Below are 14,853 nucleotides of genomic sequence, written 5' to 3'. Positions count from 1 at the left end.
TCCAAAACTTTTGTATGCGGCAACCCATGTCCTTAGTTGACTATCGCTTGCTATGCCATATTTTCGCGAAATGTAACTATAGCTTTCTCGATTCTTCAAGTATTCCAACACCAATTTTTTCTTAAATCTGTAGCCATATTTTGCCATAAAAAACTAACCCCCAATCGTTAGATTTTAGGTCTAACAATTGGGGGTCAGCTCAGGGCGGTCCGTTTTTTATTGCTTCTTTTTCTCTGTGAACCCTGTTATACTAATATTGATTAAGTATGCAATCATTTCACTAACCCACAGGAGGTCTCTTATGGGTGCCATTTTGAAAAAACGGCTGGGTGTCCTTTGCGGGGTCCTGGTGGTGCTGTATCTGCTCTTATGGAAACTGTTGCTTCCGGCCGGGCTGCAGCGGGCCATACCCCTGGTGGAACAGACGGCTGCGGAATATCTGAACGGACAACTGCAGATGGATACCATGGAAGTCAGCCCCGACCTGACATTTACTGCCCGGAACGTGCGCCTGGACGATGCCTCCGGCAATCCGGTGGCCCGGATCCCGGCCCTCTCTTTGCACCTGGATCCTTTGAAGGTCCTGGACGGCAGCGGCTCCATGGGAATGATCACCCGGGTTACCCTGCACCAGCCGGAACTGTATCTGGTCCAGGGCCAGGACCAGCAGTGGAATGTGGCCAATCTGCTGAAGCCCAGTCAGTCCACCAGCACGGATTTCAAGGCCCCCATCGTCATTGAAGACGGCCGGGCCACACTGACTGTACCCTATGGCTCCTGGCAGGCGGATGTAGAAGGCACTGTGGATACCTCTGGAAATCCCCTGTTTGGAGTGGATCTTACGGTGACCCGGAACCACCAGACCATCCATGTGGCCGGACATCTGGACACCAGCCGCCAGGGAACCCTGACGGCTCAGACTGATTTCCTGGCCCTGGGAGACTATGCCGATCTGGCACAGCAGTTCCTGCCTTTGTCCAATCTGCGCGGAGCCGTGGAGGATGCCACGCTGACCTGGACCAACAATGATAAGGGAAGCCAGCTTTCCGGTCAGGCCGAACTGCGCCAGGTGGGTGCCGCCTATATGTATGACGGTCAGCTTCTGGATCTGACTGCGGACGGTCAGGTGTCCTTCGACAACCTGCGGTTTGCGGCCCGGAACCTGGACGTGACCGTAAACGGCCAGAAGGCACGGATCCAGGGCCGACTGGACCTGACTGACAGCAAAAATCCCCAAATGGAGAAACTCCAATTGCAACTGGAGGACTTCGATCCTTCCGCACTGCCTCTGGACCTCCCCCTGGAAGGAAAAATCAGCGGTGAAGCCATGGTCAGCGGTACCCTGGATAATCTGACAGGTGCCGGTACCTTTACCATTCCGGAACTGACCGTGCAGGGGTATACGGCCACTCAGGTGGAGCTGCCCTTCATGGTGCGGAAATATCGGGTGGAGACCGACGGGGCCAAAGCCCATATCGGCGGCGGGAATGTGACTGTGAAGGCTTCCTTTGACTGGCAGCAGAAGGATGGAGAAGCTGAACTTCATACGGAGGATGTGGATCTGGGGACTTTTGTACCTCGGCTGGGCAGCATGATCCTGGACGGTACCCTGTATGCCACAGGCACTTACAAAGACAGCCGGCTGCAGGTGGAGACCGTATCCAGCGACCTTGGCCTTGCCTGGGGAAATCTGTCCCTGCAGGACATCGCTATGGATGCGGTGCTGGACGGCAGCAGCGTGACGCTGAAGCGGATTTCTGCCGAGAACTCTGCGGGCGGCGGCCTGGTGGGAAGCGGCAGTCTGCAGGACGGTGCTCTTTCTGCTGATGTATATTTGACGAGACTGCCCATCGATCCGGTACTGGCAGCGGTGGGGCAGGAGGGAAAGGGGAACCTTTCCGCCCATCTGACTCTTTCCGGCAGCATGGACGATCCCCAGGCCAGTGGCGCCTTTTCTCTGGAGGATGCGGAAATCCTGGGTGAACCCATCAAGGAGGCCCACGGGGTCATCGGATGGCAGGACCACGTAGCCGCCTTTCACAAAGTGGAAGTGAATCCGGCCCAGGGCCGCCACATCCTGAACGGCAGCGTGGACCTTTCCGGCAGCGAACCGGTGCTGAATCTGCAGCTGACCACCACCGGCGTGCGTCTGGAACCCTTCAGCAATTTCTTCCAGTCTCCTTTGCCTGTTACTGGCAATCTGACCAATATCATTGCAGTGAACGGCCCGCTTTCCAATCCTGTTTTCCAGGGCCATGTCCACGCCTATGACGGTTCCGTGAACAAGTTCCTGGTGGATGAGCTGGACGGGGATTACAGCTACGATGGCACTGTGCTGAATCTGAAGGACTTCAAGGTGCAGGCACTGACCTGCCAGGCCCGGTTCAGCGGTACGGTGACCCGCAATGGGTACCTGGACATCGGTATCGATGCCAAAGATATCAACCTGCTGCGCCTGCCCTGGCTGAAAGAGGATGTGGACCTGGCCGGCAAGGTAAACTTCAGCGGCAGCATCACCGGTCATTACAGCCAGCCTCAGTTCCAGGGGGTCTTGAGTTCCGATTCCGTGTTGATCAACAATGTGGAATTCACCGGTCTGGCCCTGTCCTTCCAGAGTCAGGCCGGCCATGTGAATACGTTCCAGGGCACATTCCAGCAGAAAACTGGCGGGGACTATGCCCTGAGGGCTACCTTCGACTTCGACCAGAAACTGTTCCAGTGGACGGTAGATGTAAAACGGGGCAATGTGCGCAGCCTGCTGAAGATGGCCCAGGAGGATCTGGATATCGATGGGTATCTGTCCGGCCGCATCGATGCCAATCCCTATGGCCGGGGCACGGGCATGACCGTTACCGGCAAGGTGGAGGACGGCAAGGTCAGCGGCGTACCCTTTTCCACGGCGGACTTTGATCTGTACGTCCACCGGGGTGTGTGGCAGCTCCGCAAGCTCCGGGCACAGGAGGCCGGAGGCGGTCTCCTGGCAGCCCAGGGCAGCGTGGATATGTTCAAGCGGAATGTAGACCTGGAAGTGGCCACCAGCGGGGCTAATGCCAAACTGCTGAACGTGGCACTGGATACGCCTCTGGATATTGCCGGCAAGCTGAACATCGCCGCCCAGGTGAAGGGAAGCCTGGACAACCCCAGCGGGAACTTCTCCCTGGAACTCCAGGACGGCAGTCTCAGCGGTATGGCCTTTGACCATGTGTACGGCATGGTGGTCCTGCGGGATGGCATGTTCCATGTGGATCAGGCCATGGTGCAGAAGGGGGATTACAAGGTCTCGGCTTATGGGACTTTCCCGCTGGATCTGCTGCGGGCAGCGGATAAACGGAAGAATCCGGAGGCCCGCATGAACCTGGAAGTACGGCTGGACAACGGCAACCTGGCCATCCTTCCTACCCTGACCAAGTGGGTACAGTGGGCGGACGGACCTACCAGCGGCAAGGTGGACATCACAGGTACTCTGGAAGATTACAGCCTGAATGGCTCCATCGATCTGGATGGGGGCACGGTGAAGTTCCGGGGTCTGGACAATACCTTTGACAATGTGAAATACCATGCCGTATTCAACGGCAAGACCATCACTCTGAAGGAATTTTCCGCTACTACCGGCAAAAACGGCAGTATCACGGCTTCCGGGTCCTATTTGCTGGACGATACCAGCGGCAAGCCCTATCAGATGACCATGGACATCAGGAATGTGGAGCTGGTTTCCAGCACGGTGCAGGGGAAGCTGAACGGCCATTTCGCTCTGGAATACAGGGAAAAGCATCCTTTCCTTACCGGCAATATCAAGGTGGATAAGGGATATCTGGGCATCTCCAGCATACCGGAATTCGGTCAGGGCGGTTCTGACATCGGCCTGGACATTGATGTGGACCTGGGGAATAACCTGCATCTGTACAATGCTGCCTTCATGGATCTGTGGCTGAAGGGCCAGTTCCACATCCTGGGCAGCACGGCCTATCCCCAGATCAGTGGCAGTATCCGGGTGAACCGGGGCAGCCGGCTGAAATATCTGGGTACGCCGTTCAACATCGGGTTCGGGGAAATCTACTGGCCGCAGCCGGGGACATTCATTCCCCATGTGAACATGTCTGCTTTCACCCGTCTGGGGCAGTACGCCATCCTGGCCAAGGCCAGCGGACCGCTGAGCCTGGATGACATTGTCATCCATCTTTCCAGTGACCCGCCGCAGGATGAGAACACCCTGAAACGGTTCCTGACGCTGAAAACCGATGACGCCAACCTGACGAACGACGCCTGGAAGGGCCTGGTGGACGCCGGGCTGCAGATGACGTTCCTGGCCAATGTGGAAGACGCCATCAAGGAAGCTCTGGGTCTGGATGACCTGCGGATCTACAGCGGCAATATCCAGAACATGGTGTCCTTCAGTACCGCGGATATCGGCAAGGCCAACGAAGCCACCGGCCAGGACCGGCGGCAGTACAATGTGCTCATGAGCCGTTCCTTCGGGCGCAAGCTGCTGCTGGGCTACACCACCAGTTTCGACGGCGAGAAGAACAACCTGTATGCCGGTTATCGGGTGGGACGCAAGACCTACCTGGGCGTTTCCATGGACCAGGATCACGATCATTGGTACGGCATCCAGTATCGGACGAAATTCTGATCATCAGCCTGAACAAGAGGTACTCCCGCGAGAGTGCCTCTTTTTTCACATCCCAAGACTGGAAATATTATGGCATAGAAGGTATAATAAACTGGATATGGTATTCATCAATCGTTGATTTATGGAGAGAATGAACGATAGAACCTGAATTAGGGGGTACTCTATGAAGAATCAAGTAAACTGGCGGCGTTTGTCTCTGGCAATCCTGGCCTCGATGGCATTGGCCTCTCCCGTATATGCAGCGGAAGAAGTCACCCGCAGCCAGGATATAAACCTGAGCAGTCATAAAACCACCGCAGGCGCCGGCCAGGGCGTGGGCACCATCGAGGTGAACACGGAAGCAGCTCAGCCTGCTGCCCAGGCAGCAGCTGAAACCGCCGCAACGGCGAGTGACGAAACTCCCCGGTACCGGGAAGTCCGCCGCAACGGCGTGACCTACATCGAAAAAGTAGGCAAGAAGCAGTTGGAAAAAGAAAAAGAGAAGGCGGAAGCTGACGAAGAACAGCTGCAGGCCCGGATGACCCAGCAGAAGGAAATCCAGGAAGCTGAGAGCAAACAGCTTCCCGGCCGCAGCGTGCTGCAGCAGTCCGTCCTTTCCGATACGGACATTACATCCCAGGAAAAACAGTACGAAAGCATTTCCAAAGAATCCGCTCCCTTCGTGGGGCAGACCGTTACCAAAGTGACACTTACAGGTGCTTCCCATGAAGATACCGGTAAGCTGGCCGATGTGCTGAAAATGCCGGCAGGCACCAGATTCACCAGGGAAGGTCTCCAGGATGACATCCGGGCTCTGTATGAGACCGGCTGGTTCTATGACATCAAACCCGTGTTCCGTCAGGTCCCAGAAGGGGTCCAGATCGAATATCAGCTGGAAGAGAATCCGGTACTGACTGATGTGGACATCGAAGGCAACACCGTGGTTTCCACCGGTGACATCAGGAAGGCCCTGGATCTGCCTGTGGGCAAGGTGCTGAACTCCCGGGACGTGAATATCGGCGCTCGGAAAGTGGAAAGCCTGTACAGCCAGCAGGGGTACATCCTGGCCAAGGTGGCCGATGTACGGATGCAGCCGGATGGTCATCTGATCATCCAGGTGGCGGAAGGGGTCATCGAAGATTTCCGGGTCAAGGGCAACACCAAGACCAAGGATAGGGTCATCATCCGGGAAATGCGCATGAAGAAGGGTGAACCCTTCAATGCCAAGAAAGCCCGTCGGGCCATGCAGAAGATCTACAACCTGGGCTTCTTTGAAGACGTGAACATCCGTCTGAATCCGGGACAGATGCCCAATACGATCTCTGTGGAAGTTTCTGTGGTGGAAACCAGCACCGGTACTTTCGGTATCGGCGCCGGCTACAGTGACGCAGACGGCTTCCTGGGCATGGTCAGCATCGGTGACAAGAACTTCATGGGTACTGGTGACAGCGTCAGCGCCCGCTGGGAATTCGGCGGCGATTCCGAGACCAAGGCCAACTATGAAATCTCTTATATCAAACCCTGGATCGACGACAAGGAAACCACGGCCGGGTTCACGTTCTACAATATGACCAACGAGTACGTGGACTACAACCGTGACGGGGATGAAATCGCCCGGTACTACAAGAAACGGATCGGCGAAGAACTGTTCTTCAGCCGGGTCACCGACAATGAATTCATCACTAACAGCATCACCCTGAAGAACCGGGATGATAAATACAAGAAACCGGTGGATGGCTATGGTACACAGTGGTTCGAAGCCGGTCAGAACGGGTATGGCGATGTCCATGAATATCCGGACGATTACAACTGGGACAAGAACGAGCGGCTGAAGAAGAACTTCGGTACCACCCGCAGCATCACTCTGGCCCGTACCCTGGATACCCGGGATAATATCTACGATCCTCGGGAAGGGAAACGGACCCAGTATTCTGTGGAAGTAGCCAACTTCGGCGGCGACTTCAACTTCGAGAAATACCAGGCCGATTACCGGTACTACTATCGGATGGGCAAGGACAATGTGTGGGCTCTGGATCTGGGCGCCGGCTATGCCAACGGGGATATGCCCCTGTCCCAGCGCTTCAGCGTGGGCGGCAGTGACATCCTGCGTGGGTACCGGGACGACCAGTTTAAGGGGAACAGCATGCTGAAAGGCTCTCTGGAATTCCGGTATCCGATTATCAAGAAGGTCCAGGGCGTGTTCTTCACCGATACGGGCTATGCCTGGAGCAAGGATTATGGTGAATCCGACTTCGATCTGGGCAAGATGAAATACTCCAGCGGTATTGGTCTGCGGATCAACTCCCCGCTGGGACCCATTAAGCTGGACTATGGCTTCCGGCTGGCTGGCGGCGACCGTGGCGGCCGTTTCCACTTCAGCTTTGGCGGCCAGTTCTGATAAATTACTATTGAACAAGGAAGCAGGGATTGAAAAATGATGGAATTTGCCCATAAGAAAAACGTCAAGGTGATCTCCCTGGCCATTGCGGCCCTGATGGTCATCGGCGTTTTTGTCCTGGCAATCCAGGGCAGGAATCTGGGCGGCGGTGACGCCACCATGAATTCTGCCATCGGCAAAGTGAACTACAACCAGGTCATGGCCTCCGCACCGGGCCTGGCAGATGCACAGACCCAGCTGCAGCAGGCAGCCGAGGACAGCCGGAAGGAATTCGAGGAAAAAAGCAAGGATATGAATGACGCGGACAAACAGAAGCTGGCCCAGGAGTACCAGAAGAAACTCCAGGACAAGCAGAAGGAAGTCCTGGAACCGGTGAAAAAAGAAGTGGATGATGCCATCGTGGCCGTGGGCAAGACCAAGGGCCTGACTGTGGTGGTCAACCAGGGTGCTGTAGTCTATGGCGGGGTGGATGTAACCACCGATGTACAGGCCCAGCTGAAGAAAGCCAAGAAATAACCGGACGCCTCAAGAGGAGGGAATGCATCATGGTCAGATGGCTCTGTATGCTGCTGACGGGGCTGCTGCTCCTCACCGGCTGCAGCTTCACCCATGGGAGATTCCCTTTCCAGAAGCAGGATTCGCCCCGGTTCGCCGTGGTGGATTGGGATAAGCTGGTGGAACAGCATCCCAGATACAAAGAATGGAAGCGCCAGCAGGAGCAGCTGGAAGCGGCCAAATGGCTCCGCGACCGGCAGAAGGAAAACGGCCGGCAGCAGCTGGAACTCCTGGGCAGGATGCAGAAAGTGAAGCAGGCAGGGGCCGGACAGTTCCAGTCGGCGGCCTGGCAGGCCAAAGTGGCCGAAAGACGTGCTATCGAACAGGATGCCCTTCGGAAGAAACGGGAGGCACTGGAAAGCCAGGCGGACGAAAAATTCAAGGCCGATGAGGATGCAGTGGAGGAAAAATACCGTATCCCCCTGTTCAACCTGCGGCTGAAACTGGGCAGCATCAAAATGTCCGACGCTTCTCAAAAAGCCCTGCTCCAGGAACAGCAGGAACTGCTGGACAAACGGGAGAAGGACCGTTCAGAAGTACAGGCGGCGAAGGAAGAATGGATGCAGCAGCAAATAGCCGCTGATGTGGCTGCTTCCCAGGCCCGGCTCCAGGCGTTTTCCAAAGAGCTGGCCGGACAGACAGTCCAGGAACAGACCGGCCTTTCCCTAACGGACAAGAAGCCCCGGGAGCAGGAGGGCCAGGCAGAACTGGACAAATTGATTGAAAGTATGGACAAACAGATCCAGCAGCAGGAAGACAAGGAGAAAAAGCTGCGGGAGGACATCGACAGTGATATCCTCAGTGCAATCAAGAAAGTCAACCTGAGCCGGAAATATACGCTGATTTTCCGCAATCCGCGGGCCAATATCAGTGCGGACGATATTACCGATGAAGTGAATACCGTCGTTCAGCAAATTGTAGACTAAGAGGGATGGAAAATATGAAAAAAGCAATGATTCTCTGCATGATTACGGCAGCCATGCTGTCCTTTGGCTGCGGCCGCAACGCCCAATTCGGTGTGGTGGATATGAACAAGGTACAGACCGAAAGCCAGGTATTCAAGGATGCCACCAAGGACCTGCAGGAAAAAGGCAAGGCCATGGAAGACGAACTGAACCAGGAAACGGCCGGCAAGAGCCAGGAAGAAGCCCAGAAGATCCTCCAGGATAAGAGCGCCAAGATGCAGAGCCTGCAGGCGGAAGCCCAGGCCAAGGTGAAGGGCAGCTTCGATACCGCCGCCGCTTCTGTTGCCAAGGAAAAGAACCTGAGCGCCATCCTGGTGAAGGAAGCCGTTCCGCAGGGCGGTGTTGATGTGACCGATGATATCATCAAGGCAATGAAATAACAAAGAGTAAGGGCGAACAGGTGGGTTCGCCCTTTTTCCCGTACCATCAGGAAAATGGAAAGGATGCTGGATATGGAAAAAACATTACAGGAACTGGCCGATTTGTTGCAGGGGAAGATCCTCCAGGGGGATCCGGCCATGGTGATCAAGGGTGTCAATGGGCTGGAAGAAGCCCAGGCTGACCAGATTTCTTTTGCGGTGCCTCCGTACCTGGAAATCGCCGGCCAGTCCCATGCCGGGGCCATCATGATTCCGGAGGGGAACACGCTGAAGGGTGACCAGGCAGTACTCTCCGTGGAAAATCCCCGGGCTGCCTTTGCACAGCTGCTGCAGCTGTTCCGTCCGCCTGAAAAGGTCAACAAGGGCATCAGCCAATACGCCTTCATCCATCCATCTGCTAAGGTGGGCAAGGGTGTGGCCATCCTGCCCTTTGCCTATGTGGCGGAAGATGCGGAAATCGGCGACAACACAGTGATCTACCCCCATGTATATGTGGGGCGCCACGTGAAAATCGGCAGTGACTGTACCCTGTATTCCAATGTGACGGTACGGGAAAACTGCGTACTGGGTGATCGGGTGATCCTCCAGGCCGGCTGCGTCATCGGCGGCGACGGCTTTGGCTACATCACTGCCGGCGGCAGGCACACCAAGGTGCTCCAGACCGGCAATGTGGTGCTGGGCGATGATGTGGAAATCGGCTGCAATACCTGTATCGACCGGGCTACGGTGGACAGCACCATCGTGGGCAAAGGAACCAAAATCGACAATCTGGTCCATGTGGGCCATAATGACATTATCGGTAAGAACTGCATCCTGGTAGCCCATGTGGGCATCAGCGGCAGTGTCACCATCGGCGACAACTGTACCTTCGGGGGGCAGGCTGCCACCGCCGGCCACCTGAAGATCGGCAAGGGCTGCACCTTCGCCGGCCGGACAGGCATTATCAGCGATGTGCCTGACGGCGTGGTATGGGCCGGCTTTCCGGCTCAGCCCCATGTGGACTGGCTGCGCCAGGTGGCCAATGAACGGAAGCTGGGCGGTCTCCTGAAACGGCTGCGCCAGCTGGAAAAAACCATGGAGCAGCTGGAAAGTGAGAAGAAAGGATAAATCCATGAAGAAACAATTGACTGCGGCGCTGCTGTGCGTGCTGGGCTGTCTGCCTCTGGCGGCAGAAGCCAAAGTGACTCCCAGCGGTACCAGCGGCGTCATCAATGCGCCTTCCGGGTATGTTCGGCTTCCGGGTCATGTGTCCGGCGGCCTGGACTGGACCAAGGAAGGGCGGAACGTACGGGGCAATGTGTCCCTGCCTCTGGGCATCGAAATCGCCGGCAGCCATGTGGATACCAAACATGATGGCTCCTATGGAACCGTCAGTGCCAAATTCCAGGTCCTGCGCGAAACCCCGCTGACCCCGGCCATTGCCATCGGCGTGGAGGACATTGCAGACAACCAGGACCGCCGGGGTTATGTGGCTGTCAGCAAGGCCCTGTTCGCCGGCTGGAAAGTCCATGCCGGGGTGGGTACCGGAGCTCAGTACAAACACGGTTTCTATGCCGCGGAAAAAGAAACGAAGTTCCTGGGCCTTTCCATGAACCTGATGGGTGAATACGACGGCAGCCACTTCAACTACGGCGCCGCTGTGCCCGTGGGCAGATTCATCCAGACGGAAGTGGGCGTCCGGGACCAGCACCTCTACGGGGGCATGAATCTCACATTCTAAGGAGGGACGAGGATGGCTGCGTACAAACTGATGCAGTTCATCAGCTGGCTGGTGTGCCATCAGCCCGACTGCCTGAACCGGGCTTTGGCCTGGGTGCTGGGCCATCTGGGCTGGCATGTGGTCCCTGCCTGGCGCCGGTACATGGCCAAAGAGAACATCAAGGACTGCCTGGGCGTGGATGACGCCAAAGCGGAAGCCATTGCCGAGGAAAGTGTCCACCGGTTCGGCCGCATGCTCATCGAAGTCCTGAAATATCCGCTGATCAACAGGGACAATTTCCGGCAGCTGGTTCATTTTGAAGGACTGGAAAACCTGGAAAAAGCCTATGCGGAGGATAAGGGCGTGGTCATGTGCACCGCCCACTATGGCAACTGGGAGATGCTGGGGGCCTCCATGGCGCTCCTGGGGTATCCCATTTTGTCCATTACCCGCAGGCAGAATAACGGAGCCATGGACAAGTTCATCAACGATTACCGCCGGATGGTGGGGCAGCATGTGACCTACAACCATGGAGAGAACAGCATGCTTTCCATCGGCCGCTATCTGAAGAAGAAACACCTGGTGGGGATCCTGTACGACCAGGACTCCGCCCACACGGGAGAACATCTGCTGTTTTTTGGCAAACCTTCCCGGGTACCCCAGGGAGCAGCTCACCTTTCCCGCATGTTCGGATCGCCCATTGTGCCCCTGTTTATGCACAACAATCCGGACGGCACTCTGACTGCCCGAATCTATCCGGCACTCCACACGGCGAAAACCGCTAACCGTTCCGAGGACGTCCGTGTTATAATGGAAGAACTGGTAGCCATCGCAGAGCGGGAAATCCGTCTGGATCCGGCCATGTGGTTCTGGGTCCACGACCGCTGGAAAGATGGCCGCAAACGCTACGAAATGTACAAGAAAGGCGTGTGATCGACACCCATGGAAAAACAACATACCCTGAAACAGGCAGCATCCTGTGACGGCATCGGCCTCCATTCCGGCAAACTGGTGGAGATGACCCTGCGCCCGGCGCCGGTGGACACGGGCATCGTATTCATCCGGACGGATCTGGAAGGCAGGCCCCAGGTCCATGCCGTGGCTTCCAACATCACGAAGACCACCCGGGCCACCACCCTGAGCGAGAATGGGGCCCAGGTGACTACCATCGAACACTTGATGGCAGCGTTTGCCATCCTGAAAATTGACAACTGTTATGTGGAAATGTCTTCCGCCGAACCTCCCGTAGGGGACGGTTCTTCCCAGGCATTCATCGACCAGATCCTGAAGGCCGGCATCGAGGAACAGGATGCGGAACGGCATGTGTATCATCTGGACCGGACATTCTCCCATTATGACGGGGACCGCTCCATTGTGGTCCTGCCCTATGAAGGGTTCCGGATTACTTTTACCTCCATCAACCCCCATCCCCTGCTGGGGACCCAGGTGCTGGATGTGGAGGACAGGGATGATACCCTGCTGAAGGAAATCGCATCGGCCCGCACCGTTGCCTTTGAAGACGAGATCGCCCAACTGCAGAAAATGGGCCTGGGCCTGGGCGGCAACCTGGACAACGTGGTGGTGTTCAGCAAGGACGGCGTATTGTCCAAAATGCGGTTCAAGGACGAACTGATCCGGCATAAGATCCTGGATGTGATCGGAGACATGTATCTTCTGGGCCCCATCCATGCCCACATCATCTGCATGAAGAGCGGCCATGCGTTCAACGACAACGTTTCCCGGCAGATTGACGAATACCGTCGTATCCGTGAATCCGAATATCGCTGCAAACCGGATCATCGGGCAAAAAAGAATACAAGTGAAGTAAGGAGTAAGGCTATGATTACATTAGACATCCAAGAAATCCAAAAGATCCTGCCCCATCGGTATCCCATGCTGCTGGTAGACCGGATCATCGAACTGGAACCCATGAAACGGGCTGTGGGCATCAAGAACATCACCATGAACGAGCCCCAGTTCCTCGGCCACTTCCCGGGCAACCCCATTATGCCGGGCGTGTTGCTGATCGAAGCCATGGCCCAGGTGGGCGGTGTGACCCTGCTGTATCCGGAAGAGAACCGGGGTAAGATCGCCGTATTCGGCAAAATCGATAAAGTTCGGTTCCGTCGGCCCATCAAACCGGGCGACCAGCTGGTGACCACGGCCATCATTACCAAAATCAAAGGCAATATGGGTGTTGCCCACTGCGAAGGTACGGTGGACGGCGAAGCTGCCTGCGAAGGAGATTTCTTCTTTGCGCTGGCAGAAAATAAACAATAAAGGTGGAGTGAAACAATGACAGCAGATTCTACTATGATCCATGAGACAGCCATCATAGCACCGGGTGCGGAAATCGGCCCCAATGTGAAAATTGGCCCGTACTCTATCATCGGTGAACATGTCAAGATCGGTGAAGGCACCGTCATCCACCCTCATGTGGTGATTACCGGACGGACCACCATCGGCAAGAACTGTGAGTTCTTCCAGGGCGCCAGCATTGGTGAAGTCCCTCAGGACCTGAAATATAAAGGCGAAGATACGGCCACCATCATCGGTGACCATGTGACCATCCGGGAATGTGCTACAGTCCATCGTGCAGTGGGCGAAGGCAACGAAACCCGCATCGGCAATAACGTACTGATGATGGCCTATACCCATGTGGCTCACAACTGCATCGTGGGCAACAACGTGATCATGAGCAATGTGGCTACCCTGGCCGGACACGTAATCGTAGAAGACCGGGCCGTCATCGGCGGTCTGACCGCTGTGCACCAGTTCACCAAGATCGGCCGCAACTGTATGTGCGGCGGCATGAGCCGGATTTCCCAGGATGTACCGCCGTTTGTGATTGTAGCCGGCAATCCGGCCTATGTGGCAGGGCTGAACAGCGTGGGCATCTCCCGTGCCGGCATTCCCATGGAAGTGCGCCGGGAACTGAAGAAAGCCTACAAGATCCTGTACAAGAGAGGGCTGTCTCTGCCAGACGCCATCAAGACCATGGAACAGGAACTGGACAGCTACGAAGAAGTGGAACATTTCATGCGCTTCCTGCGTACGGTGGAAAGAGGCATCTGCCGGGCATCCGCCCATGGCATCCGGGAGTAAGAGCCTATGGGGAAGACCTTAGGAGTACTGGCCGGGGTAGGGCATCTGCCTGTTGATGTGGTCCGGGGTGCCAAAAAGGAAGGGTACCGGACGGTGGCCATCGGCCTGGTCCCGGGCACTCATGAAGAACTGTCCGGAGAAGCCGATGCCTTCTATGCCATCAATATCGGCAAGGTGGGGAAGATCTTCAAGACCCTGCAGAAAGAAGGGGTGGACGAAGTCACCATGATCGGCAAGGTGACCAAGGAAATCCTGTATTCCGGCGGCATCCTGGTGCCCGACTGGCAGGCCATCAAGATTCTCATGAGCCTGCCTGACCGGCATGACGATACCATCATGAACGCCCTGGTAGCCAAGCTGGAGAGCCTGGGCATCCACGTGATGGACCAGACCCTGTTCCTGAAGGACCTGATGCCCCGGGAAGGGGTGCTGAGCAAACGGAAACCTACCAAGGAAGAATGGGAGGATATGCAGTACGGATTTGCCATGGCCAAGAAAATCGGCGGCCTGGATATTGGCCAGACCGTGGTGGTGAAGAATAAAGCCATTATGGCCGTGGAAGCCATCGAAGGCACCGATGCCTGCATCCTCCGGGGCGGCAAGCTGGGCAGGAAGGCCATCGTGGCCAAGACGGCCAAGCCCGCCCAGGATAACCGGTTCGATATGCCGGGGGTAGGAGTGCGGACCATCGAATCCATGATTGAAAGCGGCTGTGCCGGCATCGTCATGGAAGCGGGCCGGACTCTGCTGGTGGAACGGGAAAAGGCCCTGAAGCTGGCTGACGAACACAACATCACTGTGGCAGCCATGAAGGATCCGGAAGCCAAACCATGACCGGGCGGGCACACCGGTAGACACGGCTGCGCCGGTCTTGGTGCGTCCCTGCGGAGTCCTCACGGGAAATCGGTGCAGGCCCGTTTCCTGGACGGCAGTGGGGCCGCTGCCCACTTATTCACTAATTACTAGCCACTAAAGGAAGAAGCTATCCTGTGAACTTTAAAATTGAGCTGACCCCCAATTGTTAGACCTAAAATCTAACGATTGGGGGTTAGTTTTTTATGGCAAAATATGGCTACAGATTTAAGAAAAAATTGGGTTCTATAATAAATGTTGGGGTCTTGTGGACTTCCTGTTCACAAGAC

Annotated in this window: 12 protein-coding genes; 11 read left to right on the top strand and 1 reads right to left on the bottom strand. The window is 56.2% G+C overall.

Annotation, left to right across the window (positions count from 1 at the left end; all coding sequences use genetic code 11):
- Positions 1–147 (bottom strand): transposase (locus tag ACR0QW_RS09040; protein WP_432643370.1); only part of this gene is annotated, 147 nt, incomplete at its 3' end.
- A gap of 154 nt (positions 148–301) precedes the next feature.
- On the opposite strand from ACR0QW_RS09040, the gene ACR0QW_RS09035 reads away from it, so the two are divergent.
- The 11 genes from ACR0QW_RS09035 to ACR0QW_RS08985 all read left to right on the top strand — a co-directional run bounded on the left by ACR0QW_RS09035 (position 302) and on the right by ACR0QW_RS08985 (position 14,545).
- Complete coding sequence (locus ACR0QW_RS09035) at positions 302–4,630, top strand: translocation/assembly module TamB domain-containing protein (RefSeq protein WP_432643369.1); 4,329 nt, start codon at positions 302–304, stop codon at positions 4,628–4,630.
- Between the two features lie 163 nt (positions 4,631–4,793).
- Entirely contained in the window at positions 4,794–7,007 is a 2,214-nt protein-coding gene (locus ACR0QW_RS09030) for a BamA/OMP85 family outer membrane protein (RefSeq protein WP_432643368.1), read from the top strand.
- A 36-nt stretch (positions 7,008–7,043) separates the two neighbouring features.
- A complete protein-coding gene (locus ACR0QW_RS09025; protein ID WP_432643367.1) occupies positions 7,044–7,523 on the top strand; it encodes an OmpH family outer membrane protein in 480 nt (159 codons plus the stop codon).
- Positions 7,524–7,552: 29 nt separating this feature from the next.
- Positions 7,553–8,488 (top strand): OmpH family outer membrane protein, encoded by a 936-nt coding sequence (locus ACR0QW_RS09020; RefSeq protein WP_432643366.1) that lies wholly within the window; start codon positions 7,553–7,555, stop codon positions 8,486–8,488.
- Between the two features lie 14 nt (positions 8,489–8,502).
- The gene (locus ACR0QW_RS09015) at positions 8,503–8,907 is read left to right on the top strand and encodes an OmpH family outer membrane protein (protein ID WP_432643365.1); all 405 of its coding nucleotides are present in this window, start codon (positions 8,503–8,505) and stop codon (positions 8,905–8,907) included.
- A 72-nt stretch (positions 8,908–8,979) separates the two neighbouring features.
- A complete protein-coding gene (gene lpxD, locus ACR0QW_RS09010; RefSeq protein WP_432643364.1) occupies positions 8,980–10,014 on the top strand; it encodes a UDP-3-O-(3-hydroxymyristoyl)glucosamine N-acyltransferase in 1,035 nt (344 codons plus the stop codon).
- Positions 10,015–10,018: 4 nt separating this feature from the next.
- Entirely contained in the window at positions 10,019–10,627 is a 609-nt protein-coding gene (locus ACR0QW_RS09005) for a YjbH domain-containing protein (protein WP_432643363.1), read from the top strand.
- A 12-nt stretch (positions 10,628–10,639) separates the two neighbouring features.
- The gene (locus ACR0QW_RS09000; RefSeq protein ID WP_432643362.1) at positions 10,640–11,539 is read left to right on the top strand and encodes a lysophospholipid acyltransferase family protein; all 900 of its coding nucleotides are present in this window, start codon (positions 10,640–10,642) and stop codon (positions 11,537–11,539) included.
- A 9-nt stretch (positions 11,540–11,548) separates the two neighbouring features.
- The gene (lpxC, locus tag ACR0QW_RS08995; RefSeq protein ID WP_432643361.1) at positions 11,549–12,886 is read left to right on the top strand and encodes a UDP-3-O-acyl-N-acetylglucosamine deacetylase; all 1,338 of its coding nucleotides are present in this window, start codon (positions 11,549–11,551) and stop codon (positions 12,884–12,886) included.
- Between the two features lie 15 nt (positions 12,887–12,901).
- Complete coding sequence (lpxA, locus tag ACR0QW_RS08990) at positions 12,902–13,711, top strand: acyl-ACP--UDP-N-acetylglucosamine O-acyltransferase (RefSeq protein ID WP_432643360.1); 810 nt, start codon at positions 12,902–12,904, stop codon at positions 13,709–13,711.
- A 6-nt stretch (positions 13,712–13,717) separates the two neighbouring features.
- Entirely contained in the window at positions 13,718–14,545 is an 828-nt protein-coding gene (locus tag ACR0QW_RS08985; RefSeq protein WP_432643359.1) for an LpxI family protein, read from the top strand.
- The last annotated feature ends 308 nt before the right edge of the window (positions 14,546–14,853 follow it).

Origin of the sequence: Acidaminococcus sp., from assembly GCF_050873445.1 — a bacterium.
Classification (GTDB): domain Bacteria; phylum Bacillota; class Negativicutes; order Acidaminococcales; family Acidaminococcaceae; genus Acidaminococcus.
This window is presented reverse-complemented; position numbering and strand designations above follow the sequence as displayed.